The organism is Mycobacterium colombiense, assembly GCF_001672755.1.
GTDB lineage: Bacteria > Actinomycetota > Actinomycetes > Mycobacteriales > Mycobacteriaceae > Mycobacterium > Mycobacterium colombiense_C.
The window spans coordinates 1-26,473 of the sequence record NZ_LZKI01000183.1 but is presented as its reverse complement, the minus strand read 5'-3'; the positions used below and the strand labels follow the sequence as shown (position 1 = coordinate 26,473).

Annotated in this window: 29 protein-coding genes; 17 read left to right on the top strand and 12 right to left on the bottom strand. The window is 69.4% G+C overall.

Annotated elements, in window-relative coordinates; translation table 11 throughout:
* The first annotated feature begins 214 nt into the window (after nucleotides 1-214).
* The 5 genes from mihF (at nucleotide 215) to metK (ending at nucleotide 4,222) form a co-directional block, all read left to right on the top strand.
* Nucleotides 215-529, top strand: coding sequence for an integration host factor, actinobacterial type (gene mihF, locus A5708_RS23185; protein WP_007171927.1), 315 nt, complete (start codon nucleotides 215-217; stop codon nucleotides 527-529).
* A 34-nt stretch (nucleotides 530-563) separates the two neighbouring features.
* Nucleotides 564-1,235, top strand: coding sequence for a guanylate kinase (gmk, locus tag A5708_RS23180; protein WP_155766159.1), 672 nt, complete (start codon nucleotides 564-566; stop codon nucleotides 1,233-1,235).
* Nucleotides 1,236-1,300: 65 nt separating this feature from the next.
* Complete coding sequence (gene rpoZ, locus A5708_RS23175; protein WP_007774376.1) at nucleotides 1,301-1,627, top strand: DNA-directed RNA polymerase subunit omega; 327 nt, start codon at nucleotides 1,301-1,303, stop codon at nucleotides 1,625-1,627.
* A 21-nt stretch (nucleotides 1,628-1,648) separates the two neighbouring features.
* Nucleotides 1,649-2,914: a bifunctional phosphopantothenoylcysteine decarboxylase/phosphopantothenate--cysteine ligase CoaBC gene (coaBC, locus tag A5708_RS23170; protein WP_065030851.1), complete on the top strand. Its 1,266-nt coding sequence runs from the start codon at nucleotides 1,649-1,651 to the stop codon at nucleotides 2,912-2,914.
* Between the two features lie 96 nt (nucleotides 2,915-3,010).
* Nucleotides 3,011-4,222, top strand: coding sequence for a methionine adenosyltransferase (metK, locus tag A5708_RS23165; protein WP_065030850.1), 1,212 nt, complete (start codon nucleotides 3,011-3,013; stop codon nucleotides 4,220-4,222).
* Here metK and A5708_RS23160 read toward each other — a convergent pair.
* Genes A5708_RS23160 through A5708_RS23145 form a run of 4 tightly spaced genes read right to left on the bottom strand, consistent with a single transcriptional unit; the run spans nucleotide 4,219 to nucleotide 8,258 of the window.
* Entirely contained in the window at nucleotides 4,219-4,782 is a 564-nt protein-coding gene (locus A5708_RS23160) for a pyridoxamine 5'-phosphate oxidase family protein (RefSeq protein ID WP_065030849.1), read from the bottom strand. The genes metK and A5708_RS23160 overlap by 4 nt on opposite strands.
* Nucleotides 4,783-4,791: 9 nt before the next feature.
* Complete coding sequence (locus A5708_RS23155; protein ID WP_065030848.1) at nucleotides 4,792-6,288, bottom strand: flavin-containing monooxygenase; 1,497 nt, start codon at nucleotides 6,286-6,288, stop codon at nucleotides 4,792-4,794.
* A 10-nt stretch (nucleotides 6,289-6,298) separates the two neighbouring features.
* Nucleotides 6,299-7,261 (bottom strand): alpha/beta hydrolase, encoded by a 963-nt coding sequence (locus A5708_RS23150; RefSeq protein ID WP_065030847.1) that lies wholly within the window; start codon nucleotides 7,259-7,261, stop codon nucleotides 6,299-6,301.
* A gap of 22 nt (nucleotides 7,262-7,283) precedes the next feature.
* Entirely contained in the window at nucleotides 7,284-8,258 is a 975-nt protein-coding gene (locus A5708_RS23145; protein WP_065030846.1) for an alpha/beta hydrolase, read from the bottom strand.
* On the opposite strand from A5708_RS23145, the gene A5708_RS23140 reads away from it, so the two are divergent.
* From A5708_RS23140 to A5708_RS23130, 3 genes are all read left to right on the top strand, one after another.
* Nucleotides 8,257-9,018, top strand: coding sequence for a lysoplasmalogenase (locus tag A5708_RS23140; RefSeq protein WP_065030845.1), 762 nt, complete (start codon nucleotides 8,257-8,259; stop codon nucleotides 9,016-9,018). The two genes, A5708_RS23145 and A5708_RS23140, sit on opposite strands and share 2 nt — an antisense overlap.
* A gap of 79 nt (nucleotides 9,019-9,097) precedes the next feature.
* Complete coding sequence (locus tag A5708_RS23135) at nucleotides 9,098-11,110, top strand: primosomal protein N' (RefSeq protein WP_196772726.1); 2,013 nt, start codon at nucleotides 9,098-9,100, stop codon at nucleotides 11,108-11,110.
* A 129-nt stretch (nucleotides 11,111-11,239) separates the two neighbouring features.
* Nucleotides 11,240-11,725, top strand: a complete 486-nt coding sequence (locus A5708_RS23130; RefSeq protein ID WP_065030844.1) for a MarR family winged helix-turn-helix transcriptional regulator — start codon at nucleotides 11,240-11,242, stop codon at nucleotides 11,723-11,725.
* Between the two features lie 2 nt (nucleotides 11,726-11,727).
* Here the strand turns inward: A5708_RS23130 and A5708_RS23125 are convergent, their stop codons facing one another.
* On the bottom strand, nucleotides 11,728-12,555 hold the full coding sequence (locus A5708_RS23125) for a class I SAM-dependent methyltransferase (protein ID WP_065030843.1): 828 nt from the start codon (nucleotides 12,553-12,555) through the stop codon (nucleotides 11,728-11,730).
* A gap of 185 nt (nucleotides 12,556-12,740) precedes the next feature.
* On the opposite strand from A5708_RS23125, the gene fmt reads away from it, so the two are divergent.
* From fmt to ribD, 4 genes are read left to right on the top strand one after another with little or no spacing between them, the layout of a single operon-like run.
* The gene (fmt, locus tag A5708_RS23120; RefSeq protein WP_065030842.1) at nucleotides 12,741-13,688 is read left to right on the top strand and encodes a methionyl-tRNA formyltransferase; all 948 of its coding nucleotides are present in this window, start codon (nucleotides 12,741-12,743) and stop codon (nucleotides 13,686-13,688) included.
* Nucleotides 13,685-15,148: an RsmB/NOP family class I SAM-dependent RNA methyltransferase gene (locus tag A5708_RS23115; RefSeq protein WP_065030841.1), complete on the top strand. Its 1,464-nt coding sequence runs from the start codon at nucleotides 13,685-13,687 to the stop codon at nucleotides 15,146-15,148. The genes fmt and A5708_RS23115 overlap by 4 nt, the downstream gene beginning before the upstream one ends.
* 52 nt (nucleotides 15,149-15,200) lie before the next feature.
* Nucleotides 15,201-15,899: a ribulose-phosphate 3-epimerase gene (gene rpe, locus A5708_RS23110; protein WP_065030840.1), complete on the top strand. Its 699-nt coding sequence runs from the start codon at nucleotides 15,201-15,203 to the stop codon at nucleotides 15,897-15,899.
* Entirely contained in the window at nucleotides 15,896-16,921 is a 1,026-nt protein-coding gene (gene ribD, locus A5708_RS23105) for a bifunctional diaminohydroxyphosphoribosylaminopyrimidine deaminase/5-amino-6-(5-phosphoribosylamino)uracil reductase RibD (protein ID WP_065030839.1), read from the top strand. The genes rpe and ribD overlap by 4 nt, the downstream gene beginning before the upstream one ends.
* On the opposite strand, the gene A5708_RS23100 is transcribed toward ribD, so the two are convergent.
* Both A5708_RS23100 and A5708_RS23095 read right to left on the bottom strand, forming a co-directional pair.
* Nucleotides 16,918-18,486, bottom strand: a complete 1,569-nt coding sequence (locus A5708_RS23100) for an MFS transporter (RefSeq protein WP_065030876.1) — start codon at nucleotides 18,484-18,486, stop codon at nucleotides 16,918-16,920. The genes ribD and A5708_RS23100 overlap by 4 nt on opposite strands.
* An 8-nt stretch (nucleotides 18,487-18,494) precedes the next feature.
* Complete coding sequence (locus tag A5708_RS23095) at nucleotides 18,495-19,202, bottom strand: LppX_LprAFG lipoprotein (RefSeq protein WP_065030838.1); 708 nt, start codon at nucleotides 19,200-19,202, stop codon at nucleotides 18,495-18,497.
* Nucleotides 19,203-19,320: 118 nt separating this feature from the next.
* Here A5708_RS23095 and A5708_RS23090 point away from each other — a divergent pair, with 118 nt between their 5' ends.
* Nucleotides 19,321-19,920 (top strand): riboflavin synthase, encoded by a 600-nt coding sequence (locus tag A5708_RS23090; RefSeq protein ID WP_065030875.1) that lies wholly within the window; start codon nucleotides 19,321-19,323, stop codon nucleotides 19,918-19,920.
* A 12-nt stretch (nucleotides 19,921-19,932) separates the two neighbouring features.
* Here the strand turns inward: A5708_RS23090 and A5708_RS23085 are convergent, their stop codons facing one another.
* Together A5708_RS23085 and A5708_RS23080 are read right to left on the bottom strand one after the other, a co-directional pair.
* Nucleotides 19,933-20,850 carry a TIGR03619 family F420-dependent LLM class oxidoreductase gene (locus tag A5708_RS23085; protein ID WP_065030837.1) on the bottom strand — a complete coding sequence of 306 codons (918 nt, stop codon included), beginning with the start codon at nucleotides 20,848-20,850 and terminating at the stop codon, nucleotides 19,933-19,935.
* Nucleotides 20,851-20,901: 51 nt separating this feature from the next.
* Nucleotides 20,902-21,525 (bottom strand): NADPH-dependent F420 reductase, encoded by a 624-nt coding sequence (locus A5708_RS23080; RefSeq protein ID WP_065030836.1) that lies wholly within the window; start codon nucleotides 21,523-21,525, stop codon nucleotides 20,902-20,904.
* A gap of 99 nt (nucleotides 21,526-21,624) precedes the next feature.
* Here A5708_RS23080 and A5708_RS23075 point away from each other — a divergent pair, with 99 nt between their 5' ends.
* The gene (locus tag A5708_RS23075) at nucleotides 21,625-22,101 is read left to right on the top strand and encodes a MarR family winged helix-turn-helix transcriptional regulator (protein WP_065030835.1); all 477 of its coding nucleotides are present in this window, start codon (nucleotides 21,625-21,627) and stop codon (nucleotides 22,099-22,101) included.
* Between the two features lie 64 nt (nucleotides 22,102-22,165).
* Here A5708_RS23075 and A5708_RS23070 read toward each other — a convergent pair whose 3' ends face one another.
* A complete protein-coding gene (locus A5708_RS23070; protein WP_065030834.1) occupies nucleotides 22,166-22,534 on the bottom strand; it encodes a hypothetical protein in 369 nt (122 codons plus the stop codon).
* Nucleotides 22,535-23,110: 576 nt separating this feature from the next.
* Between A5708_RS23070 and A5708_RS23065 the strand changes: the two genes are divergently transcribed.
* From A5708_RS23065 to A5708_RS23055, 3 genes are read left to right on the top strand one after another with little or no spacing between them, the layout of a single operon-like run.
* Nucleotides 23,111-24,388, top strand: coding sequence for a bifunctional 3,4-dihydroxy-2-butanone-4-phosphate synthase/GTP cyclohydrolase II (locus A5708_RS23065; RefSeq protein ID WP_065030833.1), 1,278 nt, complete (start codon nucleotides 23,111-23,113; stop codon nucleotides 24,386-24,388).
* Between the two features lie 49 nt (nucleotides 24,389-24,437).
* Nucleotides 24,438-24,920, top strand: coding sequence for a 6,7-dimethyl-8-ribityllumazine synthase (gene ribH / locus A5708_RS23060; protein ID WP_065030832.1), 483 nt, complete (start codon nucleotides 24,438-24,440; stop codon nucleotides 24,918-24,920).
* Complete coding sequence (locus A5708_RS23055) at nucleotides 24,917-25,387, top strand: PH domain-containing protein (protein ID WP_065030831.1); 471 nt, start codon at nucleotides 24,917-24,919, stop codon at nucleotides 25,385-25,387. The genes ribH and A5708_RS23055 overlap by 4 nt, the downstream gene beginning before the upstream one ends.
* Before the next feature lie 121 nt (nucleotides 25,388-25,508).
* On the opposite strand, the gene A5708_RS23050 is transcribed toward A5708_RS23055, so the two are convergent.
* The gene (locus A5708_RS23050) at nucleotides 25,509-25,847 is read right to left on the bottom strand and encodes a hemophore-related protein (RefSeq protein WP_065030830.1); all 339 of its coding nucleotides are present in this window, start codon (nucleotides 25,845-25,847) and stop codon (nucleotides 25,509-25,511) included.
* Between the two features lie 104 nt (nucleotides 25,848-25,951).
* On the bottom strand, nucleotides 25,952-26,320 hold the full coding sequence (locus tag A5708_RS23045; protein ID WP_196772725.1) for a hypothetical protein: 369 nt from the start codon (nucleotides 26,318-26,320) through the stop codon (nucleotides 25,952-25,954).
* Nucleotides 26,321-26,473: the final 153 nt, after the last annotated feature.

The window sequence follows — 26,473 nt, the reverse complement described above, 5'->3', positions numbered from 1 at the left end:
TACCCGGAGGGTGCCCGTCGTGGGCGTCGCGAACCCCGCCGGAAGTACCGCTTCGGCCGGTCACACGCCGGTGCATGCTGGGACTTTGCCCCCTTTAGCAGGGGGTCGGGTTAGATTTCGTCAGAAGGCCTGAGTACGGTCGTCTGCGCTGGCAGAAGTACCGGCGAGACAAAATGAGATCGATTGAAATTGATTGATCAGATACGGAGGAATCGTGGCCCTTCCCCAGTTGACCGACGAGCAGCGCGCGGCCGCGTTGGAGAAGGCGGCTGCCGCACGTCGAGCGCGAGCAGAGCTCAAGGACCGTCTGAAGCGTGGCGGCACCAACCTGACCCAGGTCCTCAAGGACGCCGAGACCGACGAAGTCCTGGGCAAGATGAAGGTTTCCGCGCTTCTCGAGGCGTTGCCCAAGGTGGGCAAGGTCAAGGCGCAGGAGATCATGACTGAGCTGGAGATCGCCCCGACCCGCCGTCTGCGCGGCCTCGGCGATCGTCAGCGCAAGGCCCTGCTGGAAAAGTTCGGCTCCTAACCGAGCTGTGGGCGCACCGGCCCAAGGAGCGCCTGTGAGCGCCGGCGGGGGACCGGACGTCCAGCACGGCACACGTCCTGAACCATCAGGTAACGGACGTGTGGTCGTGCTGTCCGGTCCCTCCGCGGTCGGTAAGTCGACTGTGGTCCGATGCCTGCGTGAGCGGGTCCCGGACCTGCATTTCAGCGTCTCCGCCACGACCCGGGCGGCGCGGCCCGGCGAGGTCGACGGCGTCGACTACCACTTCGTCACCCCGGCCCGCTTCCAGCAGCTCATCGACGAGGGTGCGCTGCTGGAGTGGGCCGAAATCCACTCGGGGCTGCACCGATCCGGCACCCTGGCCGAGCCGGTGCGCGCCGCCACGGCCCGCGGATTCCCGGTGCTGATCGAGGTCGATCTGGCCGGTGCCCGGGCCGTCAAGAAGGCGATGCCCGAGGCTCTCGCGGTCTTCCTGGCCCCGCCCAGCTGGGAGGACCTCAGGGCCAGGCTCGTCGGCCGGGGCACCGAGACGCCGGAGGTCATGCAGCGGCGTCTGGAGACCGCCCGCACCGAAATGGCCGCCCAAAACGACTTCGACCGGGTGGTCGTGAACAGTGAATTGGAGTCAGCGTGCTCCGAATTGGTATCCTTGCTGGTGGGAACTGCGCCGGGCCGGCATGACCCGTCTGGCCAGTCCAGAAGCCGGACCACTTCCCAGCAAGATTGACCACCGAATTTTCAGTTCTTTCAGCGGCGACGAACCGCTGACAATCCGCCAGGAGATTGACCTAAGTGAGTATTCCGCAGTCCGACGCGGCATTGGCCGCCGTCCCCGACCGGTTCGATCCGTCCGCCGGGGGACCGGGCGCCTACGACACCCCGCTGGGCATCACCAACCCGCCCATCGACGAGCTGCTGGACCGCGTCTCGAGCAAGTACGCCCTGGTGATCTACGCCGCCAAGCGGGCTCGTCAGATCAACGACTACTACAACCAGCTCGGTGAGGGCATCCTCGAATACGTCGGTCCGCTGGTCGAGCCGGGGCTGCAGGAAAAGCCGCTTTCGATCGCGATGCGCGAGATCCACGGCGACCTGCTCGAGCACACCGAGGGCGAGTAACAGGGCCGGGCCGGGCGCGCCGTGGACAACCGCGATCGGGTCGCGAAAAGAGTAATCGTCGGCGTCTCCGGCGGTATCGCCGCCTATAAGGCGTGCACCGTCGTTCGCCAGCTCGCCGAGGCCGGTCACTCGGTCCGCGTCATCCCGACCGAGTCCGCGCTGCGTTTCGTCGGCGCCGCCACATTCGAGGCACTCTCCGGCCAGCCGGTGCACACCGGCGTCTTCAACGACGTGCCGGAGGTTCCGCACGTCCAGCTCGGCAAGCAGGCCGACCTGGTCGTGGTCGCACCGGCCACCGCGGACCTGCTGGCCCGGGCGGTACACGGCCGGGCCGACGATCTGCTGACGGCCACCCTGCTCACCGCGCGATGTCCGGTGCTGTTCGCGCCGGCGATGCACACCGAGATGTGGTTGCACCCGGCCACCGTCGACAACGTGGCCACGCTGCGCCGCCGGGGAGCGGTGGTGCTCGAACCCGCCGCCGGGCGGCTCACCGGGACGGACAGCGGCTCGGGCCGGCTACCGGAGGCCGAAGAGATCACCACGCTGGCTCATCTGCTCCTGGAACGCAACGACGCGCTGCCCTACGACCTCGCCGGCTGCAAGGTGCTGGTGACGGCCGGGGGCACGCGTGAACCGGTCGACCCGGTGCGTTTCATCGGCAACCGCAGCTCCGGCAAGCAGGGCTATGCGGTGGCGCGGGTGGCCGCCCAGCGCGGTGCCGAGGTGACGCTGATCGCCGGGCACACCGCCGGGCTGATCGACCCCGCCGGCGTCGACGTGGTTCATGTCAGCTCGGCCGAGCAGCTGGGCGACGCCGTCGCCAAGCACGCGGCCGAGGCGGACGTGCTGGTGATGGCCGCCGCCGTCGCCGACTTCCGGCCGGCCCGGGTTGCGGCCGCCAAGATCAAAAAGGGCCCGAAGGAGCAAGACCAGCCGCCCACGATCGAGTTGGTCCGCAACAGCGACGTGCTGGCGGGTGCGGTGCGGGCGCGGGCCAACGGCGAGCTGCCCAACATGCGTGCCATCGTGGGGTTCGCCGCCGAGACCGGCGACGCCAACGGGGACGTGCTGTTTCACGCCCGGGCGAAGCTGCGTAACAAGGGCTGCGACCTGTTGGTCGTCAACGCGGTGGGCGACGGCCGGGCCTTCGAGGTGGACAGCAACGACGGCTGGCTGCTGGCGGCCGACGGTACCGAGTCGGCGCTGCAGCACGGCTCCAAGACATTGATGGCCAGTCGTATCGTGGATGCGATCGCCGCGTTCCTGCACGGGGACGGCGGATAGAACGGTCGAGTTCTTCTCGGCACCGGGGCAGGTGCTGGCCGGGCCGACGCCAGCCGATATAATTCGGCTAACTAACTAATTGGAAGGATTGTCATTGTGAGCGAAAAGGGTCGCCTGTTTACCAGTGAGTCGGTGACTGAGGGGCATCCCGACAAGATCTGTGACGCGATCAGCGACTCGGTGCTCGATGCGCTGCTGGCGCAGGATCCCCGTTCACGTGTGGCCGTCGAGACGCTGGTCACCACCGGGCAGGTGCATGTGGTGGGTGAGGTGACCACGACGGCCAAGGAGGCGTTTGCCGACATCACCAACACGGTGCGCGAGCGCATCCTCGACATCGGCTATGACTCTTCGGACAAGGGCTTCGACGGGAACACGTGTGGGGTCAACATCGGGATCGGGGCGCAGTCACCCGATATCGCCCAGGGTGTGGACACCGCCCACGAGCACCGCGTGGAGGGTACCGCCGACCCGCTGGATCTGCAGGGCGCCGGCGATCAGGGGCTGATGTTCGGTTATGCGATCAACGACACCCCCGAGCGGATGCCCCTGCCGATCGCGCTGGCGCATCGGCTGTCGCGCAAGCTGACCGAGGTGCGTAAGAACGGCACGCTGCCCTACCTGCGCCCGGACGGCAAGACGCAGGTCACCATCGAGTACGAGGATGACGTTCCGGTCCGGCTGGACACCGTGGTGGTCTCCACGCAACACGCCGATGGCATCGACTTGGACAAGACGCTGGATCCCGACATCCGGCGGCACGTGCTCAAGACCGTGCTCGAGGAGTTGGCCCACGACACCCTGGACTCGTCGGCGACGCGGGTGCTGGTGAACCCGACGGGCAAGTTCGTCCTGGGCGGCCCGATGGGCGATGCCGGGCTGACCGGCCGCAAGATCATCGTCGACACCTACGGTGGCTGGGCCCGCCACGGTGGTGGTGCCTTCTCCGGCAAGGATCCGTCCAAGGTGGACCGGTCGGCGGCCTACGCGATGCGGTGGGTGGCCAAGAACATCGTCGCGGCCGGGTTGGCGGAGCGGGTCGAGGTGCAGGTGGCCTACGCCATCGGCAAGGCGGCCCCGGTCGGGTTGTTCATCGAGACCTTCGGCACCGCGACGGTCGACCCGGTCAAGATCGAAAAGATCGTCCCCGAGGTCTTCGACCTGCGGCCCGGCGCGATCATCCGCGACCTGGACCTGCTGCGCCCGATCTACGCGCAGACCGCCGCGTACGGGCACTTCGGCCGCACCGACATCGAGCTGCCCTGGGAGCAGTTGAACAAGGTCGACGAGCTCAAGCGCGCGATCTAACGCGGCAGGGGGTGGTCCGCGTCCAGTGCGGGTAGCCCGTCGATGCTGCGCCGGTTGCGATCGACCAGCCGGCCGTACTGGTGGTCGGTGGCGTTGCGATGCGCGGCGTCGAGCACCGGGCGTTCGTCGACGAGATCGTAATAGGGCACCGCGAATCCGCAGGCGTCGGCGATCCGCTGCACATCGACCACGATGATGGCGCGGACCCCCGCGTGCTGGTCGCCAAAATGTCGCATCAGAGCGGCGAATTCGGTGTCGTCCGGGCGAATCACCCGCCCGGTGCCGAACAGCCGCAGGATCCGCGAGTTGCGGGTGAACGAGCAGAACATGACGGTGATCCGGCCGTTGTCGCGCAGATGGGCGATGGTTTCCACGCCGCTGCCGAACAGATCCAGGTAGGCGACCGTGTGCTCGTCCAGCACTGCGAATGTGTCGCGATATCCCTTGGGGGACAGGTTGATTCGTCCACCTTCGGACGGGGCGGTGGCGACGAAGAATACGGCCTGTTCCCGGATGAAGTCGCGAAGCGACCCGTCGATGCTCGAGAATTCCTTCGCCACGGGAGAACGCTAGCGGGTGAAGCGGTAGTCGTCCAGGTCGAATCGCCGGCTGCGCCAGTACACCTCCGGGGTGGTGCCCGGCCGCAGCGGCACGTCACCGTTCTTGTCGAAGTAGTAGCTGTTGGCCAGCCGGCAGCTGTCCTGCCAGAAGATCTGCTTGGGTCGCCGGCGCATCATCTCGGCGAAGTAGCGGTCGTTGGCCTCCTGGCTCACCTCGACGCGGGTCGCGCCGACGCGCTTGGCCCGCTTGAGGCAGCGCACGATGTGATGAGTCTGCGCCTCGATCAACGCGAAATACGAAGAGCCGACGTAACCGTACGGGCCGAACACGGTGAACAGGTTGGGAAATCCCGGCACGGTGACGCCCTCGTAGGCCTGCAGCCGGTGCTCGTCCCAGAAGCGGCTCAACGACTTTCCGCCGCTCCCGGTCACGGCGAAGGTCGGCACGTTGTCGGGGTCCATCACCTTGAAACCGGTCGCCAGGATCAGCACGTCGATCTCGTGGTTCTCGCCGTCGGTGGTAATTACCGCGTCGGGCGTGATCTTGTCGATCGGTTCGGTGACCAGCCGCACGTTGTCGCGGTTGAACGTGGCGAGGTAGCCGTTGTGGAAGCCGGGGCGTTTGCAGCCCACCGCGTACTGCGGGGTGAGCTGCTCGCGCACGGCCGGATTCCGAACCTGTTGCCGCAGATAGGATTTACCGAACGAGGCCATTCGCTTGGCCAGCGGGAGGACCGTGAAGTAGTGCGCCGAGATGGGGAAGGTGAGCTCCACGTAGGCCTGGCTGAGCAGGCGCTGCAGGAACTTGCCGCCGGGAATTCGCATCGCCCAGCGCGCCGGCGCCGGCAGCGGGACGTCGAACTTGGGGAAGCACCAGATCGGGGTGCGCTGAAACACCGTGAGCGACGACACGATTGGCGCGATCTCGGGAATCACCTGGACGGCCGAGGCGCCGGTGCCGATCACCGCGACGCGCTTGCCGCGCAGATCCTGGCCGTGATCCCACCGCGCCGTGTGCATGGTGATGCCGCCGAACGAATCGACGCCGTCGATGTCGGGCAGGTTCGGCACCGTCAGCACGCCGCTGGCGCTGATCAGAAATCGCGCCGTGATCTCTCCCGCCGGGTCGGTCTGCAGCCGCCACAGGCCGCGCTCGTCGTCATACTCGGCGGTTTGCACCTTGGTGTTGAACCGGATCCGCGAGCGGATGCCGTACTTGTCGGCGCAGTGTTCGGCGTAGGCCTTGAGCTCTCGACCCGGCGCATAGGTGCGCGACCAGTGCCGGCTCTGCTCGAAGGAGAACTGGTAGGAGAACGACGGAATGTCCACGGCGATACCGGGATACGTGTTCCAGTGCCAGGTACCGCCGACCCCGTCGCCGGCCTCGATCACCAGGTAATCGGGCAGCCCGGCCCTGTCCAGCTTGATCGCCGCACCGATGCCGGAGAACCCGGCGCCGATGATCAGCGTGTGATAGTCGGGGGTTTCGTCTTCGTGCGGGACCATCGTTGCCTGCCTAGGGGTGCAGCGCTTTGTGGAGAGCCGTGAGGCCGCGCTCGGTGGCCGCCGCGGCGGCGGATATCGCCAGGGCGAAACTGACGAACCCGTGCACCAGGGTGGGTTCGTTGCTCAGCTCCACCGGCACGCCGGCGGCGTGCAGCAGCTCGGCGTAACGGGCCCCGTCGTCGCGCAGCGGATCGTGTTCGGCGGTGCCGATGTAGGCGGGCGCCAGCCCGGACAAATCCGCGGCGTTCGCGGGGGCCATGGTGGTGGGCAGCGTCTTCGGGTCGGTGAGATCGAGGTCGGGCACGTACCAGGACAGGAACGCGTCGATGACCTCACGGTTCAGGATCGGCGCCTCGGCATTGGCGGTGAACGACGGCAGCGACAGGTCCGCGGTGACCGTCGGGTACCACAGCAACTGGAAGCGCAGTGCCGGGCCGCCGTTGTCGCGGGCCAGCAGCGCCGTCACCGCGGCGAGGTTGCCGCCGGCCGAGTCGCCGGCGACGGCGATGTTGTTCGGGTCGCCGCCGAGCTCGGCCGCGTTCTCGGCGGCCCATTGCAGGGCGGCCCAGCAGTCGTCCACGCCGGCCGGGAACGGATGCTCGGGGGCCAGCCGGTAGCCGACGGACACCACGATGGCCTCGGCGCCGACGGCGTGCGCGCGTGCGACCGGGTCGTGGGTGTCCAGGTCGCCCAGGCAGAAGCCGCCGCCGTGGTAGAAGACGACCACGGGCAGCGGGCTGACGTCGCTGTCGGGCCAGTAGATGCGCACCGGGATGTCGGTGCGCTCGCCGTGGGCGATCGTGCGGTTCTCGATCCGCAGGTCGGGCAGCATCTTCGGCGGCACCTTGAGCAGCCGGAGCCGCGAGCGGGCGACCTCGACACCGTCGGCCTCGCGGAAGGTCATCGGAAAGGCGTCGAGCAACGCCTTGAATGTCGGATCGATCCCGGGCCGGGCGGTGGTCGGCTCGCTCATGCGTTCACCGTACGCTGCGGGGTCACCGGTGCAGGGCGGTTCGCAGCGCGGCCAGGCCGCCCTCTAGCGCCGCGGTGGCGGCGGGCACCACGCCGGCATAGCCCAGGTAGCCGTGCACCAGCGTCTCGGCGTTGTGCACCCGGGCGTCGACGCCGGCGGCGGTCAGCAATTCGCCGTAGCGGATGCCGTCATCGCGCAGCGGGTCGTATCCGGCGACCGCGATGTAGGCAGGCGCAAGGTTGCGCAGGTCCTTCGCGCGCCCCGGCGCCATGTCCGACGGCGGATCGGACATGTCGACTTCGCCCGCGTACCAACGGGAGAACTCCGCGACGGCCTTCACGTCCAGGATCGGTGCGGTGGCGTTCTCGGCGAACGACGGCAGCGACGCGTCCCACATGGTCGACGGATACCACAGCAGCTGGAACACGATCGGCGGGGCTGCGTTGTCCCGCGCCCGCTGCGCCACCGCCGCGGAGATGGTGCCGCCGGCCGAGTCCCCGGCGACGGCGATCCGGTTCGGGTCGCCGTGCAGTTCACCGGCGTTCTCGGCGACCCAAAGCGTTGCGGCCCAAGCGTCTTCGACTGCGGCGGGGTAGGGGTGCTCGGGGGCCAGCCGGTAGTCGACTGACACCACGATCGCGTCGGCGCCGACCGCGTGCTGACGGGCCGTGCCGTCGTGGGTGTCGAGGTCGCCGATGACGAACCCTCCGCCGTGGAAATACAGCACGACGGGCACCTCGGCGCCGGCCGAGGTGTCTTCGGAATGGCTTGGCGGCCAATAGATCCGGACCGCGATGGCGCCGTCGGGCCCGGGAATCGTGCGGTCCTCGACCCGCAGCTCGGGGTGCAGTGGCCGGCGCGGCAGGTCGCGGAACCGCTGCCGCGCCGCGTCGATTCCGTCCTCAGTGGATAGCCGGAAGGGAACCGCATCCAGTACCTTCTGCAGGATGGGGTCGATAGCGGGTTTCTCGTCGGCTGTGTTATCCAAGCTGGGCATGGACGTACCGTACGCACCTCGTCTGGTGGCCGGCGCCTGGGTGGTGGCCGGCTGGGTGGCCCTGGCCTACGGCATTTACCTGACCGTGCTGGCGCTGCGCTCGCCGCCGGGAATCGAGTTGACCGGGCACTGGGTGCTGCAACCGGCGTTCAAGGCCTCGATGGCATTGCTGCTGACGCTGGCCGCGGCGGGGCACGCCTACGTTCGCGAGCGGCGGTGGCTGATGCTGGCGCTGTTGCTCTCGGCGGTCGGCGACTGGGTGCTGGCGATCCCATGGTGGACGCTGTCGTTCGTGGCGGGTCTGGCGGCATTCCTGTTGGCGCACATGTGTTTTGTGGGCGCGCTGCTGCCGCTGGTGCCGGCGTTCAACAAGGATGCGCCGCCGTCGACGGTGCGTACCGTTGCGGTGGTCCTGATGTGTGCGGCGTCGATCGCGCTGCTGGCCTGGTTCTGGCCCCACCTGGGCGCGGAGAAGCTGACGCTTCCGGTGACGGTCTACATCGTGATGCTGACCGCGATGGTGTGCACGGCCCTGCTGGCGAAACTGCCGACGATCTGGACAGCGGTGGGGGCGGTGTGTTTCGCGGCCTCGGACTCGATGATCGCCATCGCCCGCTTCATCCTGGGCAATGAGGCGCTGGCGGTCCCGATCTGGTGGGCGTATGCGGCGGCCCAGATCCTGATCACGGCCGGGTTCTTCTTCGGCCGCGAGCTTCCCGCCGACACCGCCGGGGACGCCCCGGCGGCCGCCGAGGGCTGATTGTCGCCCGTGCCCGGTACGCTGCGCACCGGACGGTAAACACATTGGATGACAACATGATTCGCGGCCCGGGGACGCGGTGAGTCCCAGCGCGCGCACGCCCGTCGAGGTGGAGCCCATCGCCCGCGTGCTGCCGATGCTGTCGGTGCCGCACCTGGACCGGGAGTTCGACTACCTGGTGTCCGCCGAACAGTCCGATGACGCCCAGCCGGGGGTGCGGGTGCGGGTGCGCTTCCACGGCCGGCTGGTCGACGGCTTCGTGCTGGAGCGCCGCAACGACACCGATCACCCCGGCAAGCTGGGCTGGCTGGATCGCGTCGTGTCGGCCGAGCCGGTGCTCACGCCGGAAATCCGCCGGCTGGTCGACGCGGTGGCAGCGCACTACGCCGGCACCCGCCCCGACGTGCTGCGCCTGGCCGTGCCGGCCCGGCACGCCCGGGTGGAGCGGGAAGCCCTGGTCAGAAGCGATGTGACGGTCCCGGCGCCCGTCGACCCGTCGGGCTGGGACGGTTACGGCCGGGGCGCTCAGTTCCTGGCCGCGCTGGCCGAATCGCGGGCCGCCCGGGCCGTCTGGCAGGCGCTGCCGGGCGAGTCGTGGACGGACCGCTTCACCGAGGCCGCCGCGCAAACCGTGCGGGCCGGCCGATCGGTGCTGGCGATCGTTCCCGACCAGCGCGACCTGGACGCCCTGTGGCAGGCCGCGACTGCGCGGATCGACGAGGGCAGCGTGGTGGCCCTGTCGGCCGGCCTGGGACCGGCGGCCCGATACCGGCGCTGGCTGGCGGCGCTGCGCGGCTCCGCGCGGTTGGTGATCGGCACACGCAGTGCGGTGTTCGCGCCGCTGAGCGATCTCGGGCTGGTCATGGTGTGGGCCGACGCCGATGACAGCCTGGCCGAACCGCGGGCGCCGTACCCGCACGCCCGTGAGGTGGCGATGCTGCGCGCGCATCAAGCCCGGTGCGCGGCCCTGATCGGCGGCTATGCGCGCACCGCCGAAGCGCACGCGCTGGTGCGCAGCGGCTGGGCCCACGACATCGTCGCGGCGCGGCCGGCGGTGCGGGCCCGCACACCGCGGGTGATCGCGCTGGATGACACCGGCTACGCCGACGAGCGCGATCCGGCGGCGCGCACGGCGCGCATGCCGTCCATCGCGCTGCGCGCCGCCCGCTCGGCGCTGCAGGCCGGGTCGCCGGTGCTGGTGCAGGTGCCGCGGCGGGGGTACCTCCCGTCGCTGGCCTGCGCGCGGTGCCGGACCATCGCCCGGTGCCGGCACTGCACCGGTCCGCTGTCGTTACAGGAGGGCGGCGCGGCGCTGCTGTGCCGCTGGTGCGGGCGCGTCGACCCGACGCGCCGTTGCGCGCGCTGCGGGTCGGACGCGGTGCGCGCCGTCGTCGTCGGAGCGCGCCGCACCGCAGAAGAACTCGGCCGCGCGTTCCCCGGCACGGCGGTGATCACGTCGTCGGGTGACGGCGTGGTGCCCGAGGTCGCGGCCGGCCCGGCGCTGGTGGTGGCCACCCCGGGTGCCGAGCCGCAGGCGTCCGGCGGTTATGGCGCGGCGCTGCTGCTGGACACCTGGGCGCTGCTGGGGCGCCAAGACCTGCGCGCGGCCGAGGACGCGCTGTGGCGCTGGATGACGGCCGCCGCGCTGGTGCGCGCCCGCGGCGACGGCGGTGTGGTGATGGTGGTCGCCGAATCATCGCTTCCCACAGTGCAATCGCTGATCCGCTGGGATCCGGTGGGTCATGCGGAGGCCGAAGTGACCGCGCGGGCCGAGGTCGGCCTGCCGCCCAGCGTGCACATGGCGGCCGTCGACGGGACGGCCGCCGCCGTGACCGCGCTGCTCGAGGAGGCCCGGCTGTCCGAGCACGAGTCTTTGCGCGCGGATTTGCTTGGGCCGGTTGACCTTCCGGCCGGCGTACGCCGGCCGGCCGGAACGCCGGCCGGTGCCCCGGTGACGCGGATGCTGGTGCGCGTGCCCCGTCAGCAGGGCCTGGCGCTGGCGGCGGCGCTGCGGCGCGGCGTCGGTGTGCTCAGCGCCCGGCAGACCCATGAGCCGGCCCGGGTGCAGATCGACCCGTTGCACATCGGTTAACCGTCACAGACTGTTACCCTAGGCGACAATATGTGCATGCAATAATCTCGTTTTACGACATTAGAGTGTTGCTACACTTTCTAATCCTTAGCCGCCGAGAGGTCCGGAAACCATCCGGGAAGGGGCGATATGGCAACCGACAACGCCACAGTTGACGAGTCATTGGACGTCATCACCGATGCCCTGCTGACGGCCTCCCGTTTGCTGATGGCCATTTCGGCTCGCTCCGTCGGGCAGGTCGACGAGACCATCACCATCGCACAGTTCCGGACGCTGGTGATCCTGTCCAATCGCGGCCCCGTCAACCTGGCCACGCTGGCCGGTCTGCTGGGCGTGCAGCCGTCGGCCACCGGCCGGATGGTGGACCGGTTGGTCGCCGCCGGGCTGATCGACCGCCTGCCGCACCCGACTTCGCGGCGCGAGCTGCTCGCCGCGCTCACCACGCGCGGCCGCGACGTCGTCCACCAGGTGACCGCGCACCGGCGCGCCGAGATCGCGGCGATTGTGGCGAAGATGCCGCCGCCGGAGCGGCACGGGCTGGTGCGGGCCCTGACGGCCTTCACCGCCGCGGGCGGCGAGCCCGACGTCCACCTGGACGCCGAGATCGACCTGTAGGGCTAGTCGGCCCGCTTTTCGGCGGTCACCAGCAGGTACTCCCAGCCCATCGTGCCGTTGGCCAGGTGCTGCTGCGCGAGTTCGACGAGTTGGGCGTCGAGTTCGGCGGCCAGCACCCGGTTGTGGCCGATGTTCGCGTACGCCTCGATGGTCGGGCCGTAGTGCTGCTTGAAGTAGGCATGCACGGCCTCGGCGCTGTCGAACCGGTTGACCGCCAACATGCCTCGCGTCGCGGTGAGGTCACCGATCTGGTCGCCGAGCAGCGCTGCGACGTAACGCGGGCGACCCCAGAGCGCGGCCGGCGGCACGGGGTGCGACAGGCTCGGGCGGTACGGCCGGATGGTGGCAAGCATGCGGCCGAAGAACCCCTCGGGGGTCCAGCTGATCACGCCGATCGTGCCGCCCGGCCGGCAGACCCGGACCAGTTCGGCGGCGGCGCGCTGCTGGTCGGGGGCGAACTGCACGCCGATCGCGGACATGACCACGTCGAACTCGCCGTTGCCGAACGGCAGCGCCTGCGCGTTGGCTTCCCGGTAGTCGATCGTCAGGCCTCGGGCCGCCGCCCGGGCCTGCGACCGTTGCAACAGCTCCGGGGTGAGGTCGGTGGACACGACGGTGGCGCCCGTGGCGGCGGCCGGCAGCGAGATGTTGCCCGAGCCGGCGGCGACGTCGAGGACCCGGACGCCGGGCCCGATGCCGGTGGCTTTGACCAGGGCGGGGCCGAGGGGAGCCATCACCTCCTCGGCCATCAGGGCGTAGTCGCCCAGCGCCCATACCGTGCGATGGGTGGCGGCCACCGAGGCGTCACTGATCGGGGTGTCGAGGGCCATCTAGACCTCCTTTGAAAAGGGGAAGGGTTGTCTTTCGACCTCGTTGTCGACGTGAATCGCCAGTGCGGCTCACACCGGTAATCAATGGCTGTCAGAAATAATAGCCATAGGCAACAGTGTACGCACGCACTTCCGGCCGCCTCGGTCGGGTCGGGCCCGGGCGCGCCGCTTCCTAGACTGGGCCGGTGCGCCTTGTCTTCGCAGGAACCCCCGAACCCGCGCTACCCGCACTGCGCCGCCTCATCGACTCACCGCGGCACGAGGTGATCGCGGTGCTGACCCGGCCCGACGCCGCGGTCGGACGGCGCGGCAAGCCGGAGCCGTCGCCGGTGGCCCGCGAGGCGCTCGATCGTGGAATCCCCGTGCTGCGGCCATCGCGGCCGAACGCGGACGAGTTCGTCGCGGAGCTGTCGGAGTTGGCACCGGACTGCTGCGCGGTGGTGGCCTACGGCGCGCTGCTGCGCGACGGCCTGCTGGCCGTCCCGCCGCGGGGGTGGATCAACCTGCACTTCTCGCTGCTGCCCGCCTGGCGCGGCGCCGCGCCGGTGCAGGCGGCCATCGCCGCGGGCGACAGCATCACCGGCGCGTCGACGTTCCAGATCGAGCCGAGCCTGGACTCCGGCCCGATCTTCGGAGTCGTGACCGAGACCATCCGGCCGACCGATACCGCCGGGGAACTGCTTGAGCGACTGGCTGTTTCGGGCGCGGCACTGCTGTCGACCACGCTGGACGGCGTCGCCGACGCGACGCTGACGCCGGTGCCGCAGCCCGCCGACGGGGTCAGCATCGCACCCAAGATCACCGTCGAGCAGGCCCGGGTGCGCTGGGACCTGCCGGCGCTGGTCGTGGATCGTCGCATTCGCGCCGTCACCCCCAGCCCCGGCGCGTGGACGCTGATCGGCGACCTGCGCATCAAACTGGGGCCGATACAGGTCGCCGAGGCCTCCGCGCTGCCGGGGCCGTCAGAACCGTTGCCGCCCGGCGCTATTCACGTCGACCGCAAGAGCGTCTGGGTCGGCACGGGATCCGAGCCGGTGCGGCTGGACCAGATCCAGCCGCCCGGAAAGAAATTCATGAACGCGGTGGACTGGGCCCGCGGGGCCCGGCTCGACCCCGGGGTGCGGGCGACATGAGCACCGGGCGCGACAGACCGCAGCGCGGCCGCCCGGAACGCAAGCCGCCGCGACCGCAGCAGCGCGACCGCCGGCCCCAGCAGCGCGACCGCCGGCCGCCGCGCCGGCCCCTGGATCCGGCCCGCGCTGCCGCGTTCGACGTGCTTCGGGCGGTGAGCGAACGCGATGCCTACGCGAACCTGGCGCTGCCGGCGTTGCTGCGCGAACGCGGAATCACCGGCCGCGACGCGGCGTTCGCCACCGAGCTCACCTACGGCACCTGCCGCACCCGGGGCCTGCTCGACGCCGTCATCGGCGCGGCCGCGGGGCGCTCGCCCCAGGCCATCGATCCGGTGTTGCTCGACCTGCTGCGGCTCGGCGCGTATCAGCTGCTGCGCACCCGGGTCGACGCGCACGCCGCGGTGTCCACCACCGTCGAGCAGGCCGGAATCGAATTCGACTCGGCGCGAGCGAGTTTCGTCAACGGGGTGCTGCGCACCATCTCCGGGCGCGACGAGCAGTCCTGGGTCGCCGACCTGGCCCCCGACCCGGCGCAGGATCCGATCGGGCACGCCGCGTTCGTGCATGCCCACCCCCGCTGGATCGCCCAGGCGTTCGCCGATGCGTTGGGTGCCGCCGCGACCGAACTCGACGCGGTGCTGGCCAGCGACGACGAGCGGCCCCAGGTGCACCTGGCCGCCCGCGCCGGGGCGCTGACCGCCGCCGAGTTGGCCGACGCGGTGGATGGGACCGTCGGCCGCTATTCGCCGTATGCGGTGTACCTCGCGGGCGGTGATCCCGGGAGGCTGGCGCCGGTGCGCGACGGTGTCGCGCTGGTCCAGGACGAGGGCAGCCAGCTGGTGGCGTGGGCGCTGACCCTGGCGCCGGTCGACGGCGACAGCGGCCGGTGGCTGGACCTGTGCGCCGGGCCGGGCGGGAAGACGGCGCTGCTGGCGTCCCTCGGCGTGCAGCAGCACCCGGAGCCCGGATTCCGGCTCACCGCGGTGGAGCCGGCGCCGCGCCGCGCCGACCTGGTCGAAGAGAACACCCGTGGCCTACCGGTCGACGTGCTGCGGGTCGACGGGCGGCAGACGGAACTGGAGCCGACGTTCGACCGGGTGCTCGTCGACGCGCCCTGCACCGGGCTGGGGGCGCTGCGCCGCCGGCCGGAGGCCCGGTGGCGGCGGCAACCCGCCGACGTGCCGACGCTGACCAAGCTGCAGCGCGAGTTGCTGGGGGCCGCGATCGCGCTGACCCGCCCCGGCGGCGTGGTGCTCTACGCCACCTGCTCGCCGCACCTGGCCGAGACCGTCGGTGTGGTCGCCGACGCGCTGCGCCGCCACCCGGTGAGCGCGCTGGACACCCGGCCGTTGTTCGAGCCCGTCGCCGACCTGGGGGACGGGCCGCACGTCCAGCTGTGGCCGCACCGGCACGGCACCGACGCGATGTTCGCGGCCGCGCTGCGCCGCGAGGCGGGTTAGCGGAGCCGCGCCGGATGTGAAGCGGGCCGCGCGGCTCAGTAGTCTGGCGCTCATGCCTCGCAACCCCGAACCGCCAAAGGGGCCGCTGATCGCGCCGTCGATCCTTGCCGCTGACTTCTCCCGGCTCGCCGACGAAGCCGCCGCCGTGACCGGGGCCGACTGGCTGCACGTCGACGTGATGGACAACCACTTCGTGCCGAATCTGACTTTCGGGCTGCCGGTGGTGGAGAGCCTGCTGGCCGCCACCACCATCCCGATGGACTGCCACCTGATGATCGAGGATCCCGACCGCTGGGCGCCTCCCTATGCGGAGGCGGGGGCGTACAACGTCACCTTCCACGCCGAGGCCACCCAGAATCCGGTCGGCGTGGCCCGCGATATCCGGGCCGCAGGCGCCAAAGCGGGGATCAGTGTCAAGCCGGGGACCCCGCTGGAGCCCTACCTGGAAATCCTGCCGCAGTTCGACACCCTGCTCATCATGTCGGTGGAGCCCGGCTTCGGCGGCCAGAGTTTCATCCCCGAGGTGCTGAGCAAGGTGCGCACCGCGCGCAAGCTCATCGAGGCGGGGGAGTTGACGATCCTCGTCGAGATCGACGGCGGCATCAACGCCGACACCATCGAGCAGGCCGCCGAGGCCGGCGTCGATTGCTTCGTCGCCGGGTCGGCCGTGTACGGCGCCGACGACCCGGAGGCCGCGATCGACGCGTTGCGTCGCCAGGCCGCCGGCGCATCTCCGCATCTGCGTCGATGACGCTTCCGCCGGGCGGCAGCCTTGACGCCGCGATGCGCTTGGCGATCGACCAGTCCAACCACGTCAAGGGGACCACGTATCCGAACCCACCGGTGGGGGCGGTCATCCTGGATGCCGGTGGCGAGGTGGTCGGCGTCGGGGCCACCGAACCGGCCGGTGGCGATCACGCCGAGATCCTGGCGCTGCGGCGGGCCGGCGATCTGGCGGTCGGGGGCACCGTGGTGGTCACCCTCGAGCCGTGCAACCACTACGGCAGAACCCCGCCGTGTGTGAACGCCCTGCTCGACGCGAAGGTGGGCACCGTGGTGTACGCCGTCGCCGACCCGAACCCGGAGGCGGCCGGTGGGGCGGCCCGGCTCGAGGAGGCCGGCGTCGCGGTGCAGTCCGGGGTGCTGGCCGACGAGGTGACCGGTGGCCCGCTGCGGGAGTGGCTGCACAAGCAACGGACCGGGCTGCCGCATCTGACCTGGAAATACGCCAGCAGCGTCGATGGACGCAGCGCGGCCGCGGACGGCTCCAGTCAGTGGATTTCCAGCGAGGCCTCGCGGCTCGATCTGCATCGTCGGCGTGCGGCCGCCGGCGCGATCGTGGTGGGCACCGGCACCGTGCTGGCCGACGACCCGGCGCTGACGGCGCGGCTGCCCGACGGCTCGCTGGCCGACCGGCAACCGCTGCGAGTGGTGGTCGGGATGCGTGAAATACCTTCGGAGGCAAAGGTTCTCAACGACGATTCGCGAACCATGCTGATCCGCACGCACGACCCGATGGAGGTGCTCAAGGCCGTGTCCGACCGCACCGACGTGCTGCTGGAGGGCGGCCCGACGCTCGCGGGTGCCTTCCTGCGCGCCGGGGTGGTCAACCGGATCCTGGCCTACGTCGCGCCGACGCTGCTGGGCGGCCCCGTCACCGCGGTCGACGACGTCGGCGTGTCCACGATCGCGCGGGCGCTCCGCTGGCAGTTCGACGGCGTCGACCGGGTCGGGCCCGACCTGTTGCTCAGCCTGGTGCCGCGTAGCGGCTAGCGCTCGCCCAACGAGACCGCTTGCGGCTCGGGGACTTCCGGCTCTTCGGCGTGCTCTTTGCGGCCGCCGATCAACAGGCCCAGCAGCGCACCGGCGATACAGATCACCACGGTGGCCGAGAATATGTCGCCGTACATTTGGGCGAAGGCCTTGAGGTACATGGTGCCCTGGGCGGCGATGCGCTCCAGCAGGGTGGCGTTGGCCGGGATCGCGGCCGTCAGACCCGCCACGATCTGGTTGAACCGGTACAGGCCCCACGCGCTGAGCGCGGCGACACCGATCAGCATGCCCGTCATCCGGGCCACCACCACCGCCGCCGAGGCGATGCCGTGCTGGGCGGACGGCACCACACGCAGCGCGGCGGAGGTCAGCGGCCCGATCACCAGCCCCAGGCCCACGCCGGCCACGAGCAGGTCGGCGTGCAGCACCGGCACGCTGAACACCCCGAAAACGTTGTGCTTCTGGCTCATCACGTCTTGGCGCCAGAAGTGGATCAGCCAGTAGCCGTAGGCCGCGATCATCAGCCCGACGAAGGTCATGATCCGGTCACCGACCCGGGTGGCGATCCACCCGCCCAGCACCGCCCCGATCGGCAGCGCGATCAGGAACCACAACAGCAGCCCCGCGGCCTGGGTCTGGGACTGTCCCAGCACGCCCTGCCCGAACAGCTCGACGTCGACCAGCGTCACCATCAGCGCGGCACCGGCGAACAGCGAGGCGCCCAACGCGGCCAGGAACGGGCGGAAGTGTACGCCCGCCGGTTCGATCAGTCGGGTGCGCGCGAAGCGCTCCCAGATCAGGAACAGCGCGGCGACCACGACCGCGCCGATGACCAGCGGCAGCCCGTAGCTCGGCAGGATCTGCTTGCCGTCGGGTTGGGGGTTGTACAGACCGATCACGGCGAGGCCCAGGGCGACCGCCAGCAGCACGCCACCGACCAGGTCGACCTTCTCCGGCTCCTCCACCCGTTCGTGCGACGGCAGGCTGAACTGGATCATCACCATCGCGATGAGGGTCAGCGGCACGTTGATCCAGAACACGTAGCGCCAGTCGTGGAACAGGAAGACGATGAAGATCCCGTACAGCGGGCCCAGCACGCTGCCGAGTTCCTGCGCGGCGCCGATGCCGCCCAGCACGCCGGCGCGGTTGCGCTGCGCCCACAAATCGGCGCCCAGGGCGAGGGTGACCGGCAACAGCGCGCCGCTGGCCACACCCTGGATGGTGCGGCCGCCGACCAGCAGGTGGAAATCGCCCCAGTGGCCCGCCAGCGCGGTGACCACCGAGCCGACGATGAACAGCGCCAGGCTGACCTGCAGCACCAGCTTGCGGCCGAACCGGTCGGAGGCGCGGCCCAGCAGCGGCATGGCGGCGATGTAGCCCAGCAGGTACATCGTGATGATCCAGGTGATGCGCTGCAGCTGGTTGATCGGGATGTGAACGTCGGTCATGATGTCGCGCATGATCGTCACGACGACGTAGGCGTCCAGGGCGCCCAGCAGGACCGCCAGGCTGCCCGCGCTGATCGCGACGCGGCGCCCGGTTTGGTGCCCGGTCGGGGCGGCGATCTCCGCGGTCACGAGCTCACCGGGGGCTTGGTGACCTGAACCTGCTCGCCCCAGTTGGACAGGGTGATCTGGGCGGAGTTGCCGGAGCTCTTCTGCAGATTGGCCTGGACCAGCTGGTGGTCACCGGTCTCCTGGACCCACACTGTGCTCGGCACCGGCTGCGTCGCGTTGAACTGCGGCACGATCTTGTTCACCGCGTCGGCCGAGACGTTGCCGGTGATGCGGATGGTGTTCTGCCCGTTGATGTTGTCCCGGCCCTCGGCCTTGGCGTTGCTGAAGTTGGCCAGCGCGTTGCCCAGCCCGTTGTCGGGGTTCAGCAGCACCGAGACGTCGTAGACGTCGGAGGCCTTGCCGAAGTCACTCCACTTGTTCGGGGTGAGGGTGGCGTACAGGGTTCCGTCGAGCACCACGAAGTTGGCGTCGATGTCCGAGCCGCCCAGGGTGATCGTGGCGTTGCCCGACGCGGCGGTGGCCGGTGCCGTGGTGAGGTCACCGGTCAGCGTCTTGATGGGTAGCCCGGGGATCTTGCCCTGGATGCTCAGCGCGATGTGCGCGCTCTGGACCTTCTTGGTGGCGTCGGCCGACTGCTTGACCAAGGTGGTGCCGTCGGGGAGCGGCGCGCTGCTCTGCTTCGAGCCCGACGAACAACCGGCGATCAAGGCGGTGGCGAGGGTCAGGGATGCGATGACGGCCGATATACGGCGGCGGGTCTGCATACTCTGCATCGTAGAGGGTGCGGGTGACTGCCCTGGTGAACGCGGGGTGCCAGTGTCGTCTGGGCGCCGGTGTTTGCCCTGCTCATCAGCGTGAGTGGGGGGCAATTAGCCTATGAGGATGTTTACCGGAATTGTCGAGGAACTCGGCGAGGTGACAGCTCGCGACGTCCTTTCGGACGCCGCACGGCTGACCATCCGCGGTGCCGTCGTGACCGCCGACGCGGGCCATGGCGATTCGATCGCCGTCAACGGCGTGTGCCTGACCGTCGCCGAGCTGCTGCCCGGCGGCCAGTTCACCGCCGACGTGATGGCCGAATCGCTCAACCGGTCCAACTTGGGCGAATTGCAGGTCGGCAGCCGGGTCAACCTGGAGCGCGCCGCGGCCGTCAACAGCCGGCTGGGCGGGCACATCGTGCAGGGGCATGTCGACGGGACCGGGCGCATCGTGGGCCGGACGCCGTCGGAGCACTGGGAAGTGGTGCGCATCGAGATGCCGGCCGAGGTGGCCCGCTACGTCGTGGAAAAGGGATCGATCACCGTAGACGGGATCTCGTTGACGGTGTCCGCGCTGGGCGGCGAGCCGGGGGACTGGTTCGAAGTCTCGCTGATCCCCACCACCCGCGAATTGACCACGCTGGGCCGCGCTCCGGTCGGCACCCAGGTGAACCTCGAGGTCGACGTGATTGCCAAGTACGTCGAGCGGTTGATGGCCCGCTGAACAGGAGGGCGCTCAGAGCATGCCGGGTTGCCGAGTGTTCCCGTGCTCGCGCCATCGGGCAATTACCCGGCCGGCGAAGTCGAGCAACTGGCCAAGGGTGGAGAACATCGCGAAGGCATCCACGATCGCCTCATCAGCACCCGACCCGGCGAGGCGCTCGAGCTTGTCGGCAACGGAGTCGACGGACGTGCCCGGTTCGAGGTTGACCCGCATGGCCGTCTTCAGCGCGTCCGGATCGCGGCCGGCGTCCTGCGCCGCGCGGCGCGCAATCGACCACAGGTGATCGGTGACCTCGTCCTGCAGCCCCTCGACCCCGAGCCAGCCGGTGCCGCTGCGGCCTACCCGGCGCATCGCGGCCTCGCTGGCACCGCCGATCCAGATGGGCGGACCGCCGGCCTGGACCGGACGCAGGTCGGCGTGGACCGGTGGCAGCGAGAAGAACTCGCTCTCCCAGGACACCGGGGTGGTCGTCCACCACTCGTGCAGGAAGGCCAGCAGGTCATCGAGCATCTTCCCGCGCCGGTGCCAGTCCGCGCTGCGGGCGATGTCGTGTTCGTCCTTCATCCACCCGATTCCCACACCAACGTCGAGGCGGCCGTCGCTGAGCACGTCGAGCGTGGTCAGCAGCCGGGCCAGGTGCACCGGCTCGTAGTAGAAGGTGCTGAGCGTGCTGGCGTTGAGCCGCATCCGGCTGGTCGCTGTCGCGGCGACGGTCCACAGCAGCACCGGATCGAGGTAACGGGTCATCTGCGGCGGGTACGGCTGCTCTTTGCCCGGATAGGTGCTGTGCATGTCTACCGGCGTGACCAGACGATCGCCTACCCACAGCGTGTCGTAGCCGAGGTCCTCGAGTCCGCGGCAGAACGCGCTCAGACCAGCGGCGCTGCTGATGGCGGGCCCGACGATGGGCAGCGCGAAACCAAGCTTCATCGCGAATCCTTTAGATGATTGATCAACCATTGCCAGAGCGCACGGCACGGCTCAGCCGGGAACGGCGGCGCCGAGGGCGAAGTCGAAGTTGCCCACCCCGTGGCGGGCGAGACCCATCATGACCAGGCCCGTTCCCTCCAGCCAGTGCGCCATGTTCAAGCCGCCGACGTCCAGCGGGCGCAGCCCGAGGCTCTCGACGAACTCCGCCACGCCCGCCTTGGCGCGCGCGTCGTCGCCGGCGATGAAGACGTCGAGGGGCCGGCCCTGGGCCAGGACAACGCCGAAGATCGTGTTGAAGGCCTTTACCACGCTGGCGCTGGCCGGGGCCGCCTTGGCAACTTCCTGCGCGACCGAGGTGTCATCGGGGATGGCCAGCCCGTCGGCCGCGGCATTGAATGGGTTGCTGATGTCGACGATGACCTTGCCCGCGAGGGCGTCTCCGTACTGGGTGACGACCGGAACGACATTGGCGTACAACAGGGCCACGATGACGATTTCGCCGGCCGGGACGGCGCCGAACTCTCCCGTCGTGGCGCCCCCGCCGAGAGCTTTGGCCAGGTCAGTCGCCTTGGTCTGGTCGCGGCCGATGACCTCGACGGTGTTGCCGCCCGCTACCGCCAGCGCGCCGATGGCGCGGGCCATGTTCCCGGTGCCGATGATGCTGATGCTGCTCATGAGGTGTCCCGTCTTGAATCGATGATCGAAAAGGTTGATCAGTCCACCTTAAGTCGATTTTGATGACGCGTCAACCAATTGGAGGTAGCATGGGGGCTGATGGAACCGAAGTGGCTCAACCCTCGTGAAGACCGCGCCTGGCGGGCCTTTCAGCACGCGCATCACCAGCTCGACGTGCACCTGAACCGGGGTCTGCAGGAATCGGGCCTGTCGGGGGCTGACTACGAGATCCTGGCGGTGCTCTCGGGTCACGACGGAGACCGCATGGCCGCCCGCGACCTGTGCAACATGCTGGGCTGGGAGAAGAGCCGTGTCTCCCACCAGGTTCGACGCATGCAGAAGGACGGGCTGATCGGTCGCGAGCCCAATCCCGACGACGCCCGCAGCACCATGGTCTGCCTGCTGCCGGCCGGCCGGGCTGCCATCGAGAAGGCGGCGCCCGGACACGTGGAGGACGTCCGCCGGAACTTCATCGACCTGCTCACGCCGGCTGAGCTCGACATGCTCGCCGCCCTCAACGAACGGGTCCTGCGCCACCTGGCCAAAGACTCTTCCGCCGAGGACAAGCCGTCATGACAACAGGCCGGCGTCTCGCGCCGCGGCAGCGGCCTGTTTCGGGATCAGCTGGTTACTCGGCTGATTACACCGGGCGCCAGTTGGGGCCTTCCCAGTAACCCCAATGGTTCATGCCGGGATCCCAGACGATCTGGGCCCACGGTGCCCACGGCGGCGGGGGTGGCGGCGGCCCCGCCCACGGCGGCGCCCCGTAGCCGGCCGGGCCGCCGTAATTGTCGTCCCAGTCACGGCAGTTGTTCCAGTTCTGGTTGGGGCCCCAGCCCGGGTCCCACTGCTCGCCCGGACACCAGTGGTGGTGGTACATGGGCGGAGGAGGAGGCGCCGCCGAGGCGGTGCCGGTGGACAGTCCGAGGGCGGACATGGCCAGGCCGCCGGCCGCGAGCGCGCCGGTGCACAGGCGGACCCACGGTCGTGTTTGTGTGTTGGTATTCATGCGGTTTGGATTTCCCCCCGATATGTCCGTGAAACCCACTTTTGCCGTTTGCTCGTGTCAAATATTGGGCACAGCCAACACATATCTGCTGCAAAGGGTTTCGGTGTATACGGGCCTTTCATGGGGTTATTTTTGGCACTAGGTGACGATATTGCGTGTTGGGGAAACCATTATTGACGGCGGCATCCTGTTTGCGGGTTACCCCGAGCCGGAAATCGCCCGATGCCTTTCCCGTCGCGAAAAGGGCTCCTGGTGTCGTGCCTGGTGTCGGCGGCCGGGGCGGCCAAAATTGTGATCCCGGCAACGATTACGGCGGGTCGCGAGGCCCGATCCGACACCGGGATGCCGCGGGGATCCGCGGCGACGAGATATGTGCGCGCTCATCGGACGTGGTCACGCCGCCGGCGTCGCCAGCCCCCTCGGCGGCGCAACGCGATTCGGGACCGTCCCACTGATCAAGCCGTGGCAATAACGGCGGCGTCGCCGTGGTTCATACTGAATGCAACACGTGGGCTTCTCGTGTGAGCCGTTTCGACAGTGTTCCCGCCGGACAGCGGGAACGGCGAGGTAGCAAGAATGACGAGGTTGGACTCCGTCGAGAGGGCGGTTGCCGACATTGCGGCCGGCAAGGCCGTCATCGTCATCGACGATGAGGACCGCGAGAACGAGGGTGATCTGATCTTCGCCGCCGAGAAGGCGACGCCGGAGATGGTGGCGTTCATGGTGCGCTATACCTCGGGATACCTGTGCGTGCCGCTGGACGGCGAGGTCTGCGACCGGCTGGGCCTGCTGCCGATGTACGCGGTGAACCAGGACAAGCACGGCACCGCTTACACGGTCACCGTCGACGCAAGACGGGGTGTGGGCACCGGGATTTCGGCCTCGGACCGGGCCACCACGATGCGGCTGCTGGCCGATCCCACCAGCGTCGCCGACGACTTCACCCGGCCGGGTCACGTGGTTCCGTTGCGCGCCAAGGACGGTGGCGTGTTGCGCCGTCCCGGTCACACCGAGGCCGCCGTGGACCTGGCCCGGCTGGCCGGGCTGCAGCCCGCGGGCGCCATCTGCGAGATCGTCAGCCAAAAAGACGAGGGTTCGATGGCGCAGACCGACGAACTGCGGGTGTTCGCCGACGAACACGACCTCGCGATGATCACCATCGCCGACCTGATCGAGTGGCGCCGCAAGCACGAGAAGCACATCGCCCGGATCGCTGAGGCCCGGATACCGACGCGGCACGGCGAGTTTCGCGCCATCGGCTACGCCAGCATCTACGAAGAGGTCGAACACGTTGCACTGGTGCGCGGAGACATCTCCGGGCCGAACTCCGACGGTGACGACGTGCTGGTGCGCGTCCACTCCGAGTGCCTGACCGGTGACGTATTCGGTTCGCGCCGTTGCGATTGCGGGCCGCAACTGGACGCGGCCATGGCCATGGTCGCCCGCGAGGGACGCGGCATAGTGTTGTACATGCGTGGCCACGAGGGCCGCGGCATCGGGCTGATGCACAAGCTGCAGGCCTACCAGCTGCAGGACGCCGGTGAGGACACCGTCGATGCCAATCTCAAGCTCGGATTGCCAGCGGATGCAAGGGATTACGGTATCGGCGCACAGATCCTGGTGGACCTCGGGGTGCGTTCGATGCGGCTGCTGACCAACAACCCCGCCAAGCGGGTCGGGCTGGACGGGTACGGCCTGCACATCATCGAGCGGGTGCCGCTGCCGGTGCGTGCCAACGCGGAGAACATCCGTTACCTGATGACCAAGCGGGACAAGATGGGCCATGACCTGGCCGGGCTGGACGACTTTCACGAATCCGTCCATCTGCCAGGTGAATTCGGCGGTGCTTTGTGAGCCGCGCCGGCGACGATGCAGAACGAAGTGATGCGCAGGAGTGGCGCCGATGAGCCCCGCCGACGGTGTGCCGGAGGTTCCGCCGCTCGATGCATCCGGCCTGCGACTGGCCCTGGTTGCGAGCACCTGGCACAGCGAAATCTGCGACGCACTGTTGGCCGGTGCCCGCAAGGTGGCCTCGGAATCGGGTATCGACGACCCGACGGTGATCCGGGTGATCGGCGCGATCGAAATTCCGGTGGTGGCGCAGGAACTCACCCGCAACCACGATGCCGTCGTCGCGCTGGGCGTCGTGATCCGCGGGCAGACACCGCATTTCGAATATGTGTGTGATGCGGTGACGCAGGGCCTGACCCGGGTGTCATTGGACACTTCCACACCGGTGGCCAACGGCGTGTTGACCACCGACACCGAGGAGCAGGCGTTGGACCGGGCCGGGCTTCCGGAATCGGCCGAGGACAAAGGGGCCCAAGCCACTCTGGCGGCCTTGACCACCGCGCTGACCCTGCGTGAGTTGCGCGCTCAGTCGTGACGTCGCCGTCGGGCCGCGAGTCCTGGGATGCGGTGCTGCGTCCCCATCGCACACCGTTATTCGCCTATGGGGCGGCGTTTCTCATCGCCGCGGCGCATATCGCGGTGGGCCTGCTGCTCAAGGTGGGCTCCACCGGAGTGGTCTTTCAGACCTCCGATCAGGTGGCGATCGCGGTGCTGGGTCTGGTCATCGCCGGCGTCGTGCTGTTGTTCGCGCGGCCGCGGCTGCGAGTGGGGCCGGTCGGTGTTTCGGTGAGAAATCTGTTGGGCGACAAGCTGATCGAGTGGCCGGATGTTGCCGGGGTGTCCTTCCCGGTGGGTCACCGCTGGGCGCGCATCGACCTACCGGACGACGAGTACATACCGGTGATGGCCATCCAGGCCGTTGACAAGGGCCGCGCGGTGGACGCCATGAACACGGTCCGGTCGCTGCTGGCGCGCTATCGGCCGGACCTGCCGACGCACTGAGCGCGCTCCGCCACCAGCAGCCCGGGTTGCCCAGGGCGGAATCGACCACAAACGCGTAGCGCAGCTCAGCGGCCGTATCGCCTCGGGGCACCCGGGCCCGGGTCTAGAGCGGTGGAGGCACTCAGTACCGAGTGCAGTCCGTCATCATTTGCTGGAAGATCGGCAGGGCCTGCTGGGCCCCCTGATTGTGCTCGATCGCGTGCAGCAGGTTCACCCGCTGATCGGGCGACGACGCCAGGTACTGCTGCAAGAACTGCTGGTTCGGCGGCGATTGGTCGAGGTACTGGGCGGCCATCGGGTTCTCGGCGTGCACCGCCCGCATCGCCTGGTCGTAGCTACAGGTGGTGTGGATCATCGGACCGTAATCGGGATCAGCAGATGCGACCCCGGCCCCAGCGGTCGACGCCAATGCCAGACCGCCGAGCGTGACGGCCAGTTTGGCCAACGAACGCTTCATCATTTACGGACTCCCTCCATTGCTCTGCCCCCACTCTAACGTTGAGCTGGAAGCTTGGTAGCCCGATCGGAAGCCGCCCAAACCGCCGCGACCGCACGCGTGGCCCGTTACGGGCCTTCTACCTGCCCGGATGTTCCCTCTTCGGTTTCGGGGCTCCAACTGCTCGGCAACAGCGGCAGGCTCGGGCTGTCGTCCAGAGAAGCGGCGGCAACTGTGGTCAAGCCCACGGGAGCGGCGCCCGACTCGGGAGCGGTGCCGGTGAACCCCATCTGCCCCGCACCCCGATCCGAGGCCGTCGCGTGGGCGGATTCCCCGTCCGAACCCTGGTCTAGGTATTCGTAGCGGCGCCCGGGATCGATCACACCCGGCCGGGGACGCCGGCGGCGGCGGACCTGTTCCCGCCGGGCCGCGGCGGCCGGCGCCGCAGCGGTGTCGGCCGCGGGCGACTTCTGGCCGGCGCGCGAGCCGAGGCTCATGTTCTCCCCGGCCCCGAGGCCGGGAGGGCCGACCACATAGGGGTAGCTGAAGGCTGGGATGCCGGGGGCGGGCGGCGCCGGTGCGGCGGGTCTGGCGGGTCTGGCCGGGTTGGCCGGCGTGGCTCAACCCGCCCCCACCATGCCGGGCGCGGT

Coding starts and splice junctions, on each gene's coding strand:
- A5708_RS23155 (WP_065030848.1), bottom strand. CDS start 6,288: ATGGTCCCGCACGAAGACGAAACCCCCGACTATCACACGCTGATCATC.
- A5708_RS23150 (WP_065030847.1), bottom strand. CDS start 7,261: ATGAGCGAGCCGACCACCGCCCGGCCCGGGATCGATCCGACATTCAAG.
- A5708_RS23140 (WP_065030845.1), top strand. CDS start 8,257: ATGGACGTACCGTACGCACCTCGTCTGGTGGCCGGCGCCTGGGTGGTG.
- A5708_RS23145 (WP_065030846.1), bottom strand. CDS start 8,258: ATGCCCAGCTTGGATAACACAGCCGACGAGAAACCCGCTATCGACCCC.
- A5708_RS23130 (WP_065030844.1), top strand. CDS start 11,240: ATGGCAACCGACAACGCCACAGTTGACGAGTCATTGGACGTCATCACC.
- A5708_RS23125 (WP_065030843.1), bottom strand. CDS start 12,555: ATGGCCCTCGACACCCCGATCAGTGACGCCTCGGTGGCCGCCACCCAT.
- A5708_RS23115 (WP_065030841.1), top strand. CDS start 13,685: ATGAGCACCGGGCGCGACAGACCGCAGCGCGGCCGCCCGGAACGCAAG.
- rpe (WP_065030840.1), top strand. CDS start 15,201: ATGCCTCGCAACCCCGAACCGCCAAAGGGGCCGCTGATCGCGCCGTCG.
- ribD (WP_065030839.1), top strand. CDS start 15,896: ATGACGCTTCCGCCGGGCGGCAGCCTTGACGCCGCGATGCGCTTGGCG.
- A5708_RS23095 (WP_065030838.1), bottom strand. CDS start 19,202: ATGCAGACCCGCCGCCGTATATCGGCCGTCATCGCATCCCTGACCCTC.
- A5708_RS23090 (WP_065030875.1), top strand. CDS start 19,321: ATGTTTACCGGAATTGTCGAGGAACTCGGCGAGGTGACAGCTCGCGAC.
- A5708_RS23085 (WP_065030837.1), bottom strand. CDS start 20,850: ATGAAGCTTGGTTTCGCGCTGCCCATCGTCGGGCCCGCCATCAGCAGC.
- A5708_RS23080 (WP_065030836.1), bottom strand. CDS start 21,525: ATGAGCAGCATCAGCATCATCGGCACCGGGAACATGGCCCGCGCCATC.
- A5708_RS23075 (WP_065030835.1), top strand. CDS start 21,625: ATGGAACCGAAGTGGCTCAACCCTCGTGAAGACCGCGCCTGGCGGGCC.
- A5708_RS23070 (WP_065030834.1), bottom strand. CDS start 22,534: ATGAATACCAACACACAAACACGACCGTGGGTCCGCCTGTGCACCGGC.
- A5708_RS23065 (WP_065030833.1), top strand. CDS start 23,111: ATGACGAGGTTGGACTCCGTCGAGAGGGCGGTTGCCGACATTGCGGCC.
- ribH (WP_065030832.1), top strand. CDS start 24,438: ATGAGCCCCGCCGACGGTGTGCCGGAGGTTCCGCCGCTCGATGCATCC.
- A5708_RS23050 (WP_065030830.1), bottom strand. CDS start 25,847: ATGATGAAGCGTTCGTTGGCCAAACTGGCCGTCACGCTCGGCGGTCTG.
- A5708_RS23045 (WP_196772725.1), bottom strand. CDS start 26,320: ATGAGCCTCGGCTCGCGCGCCGGCCAGAAGTCGCCCGCGGCCGACACC.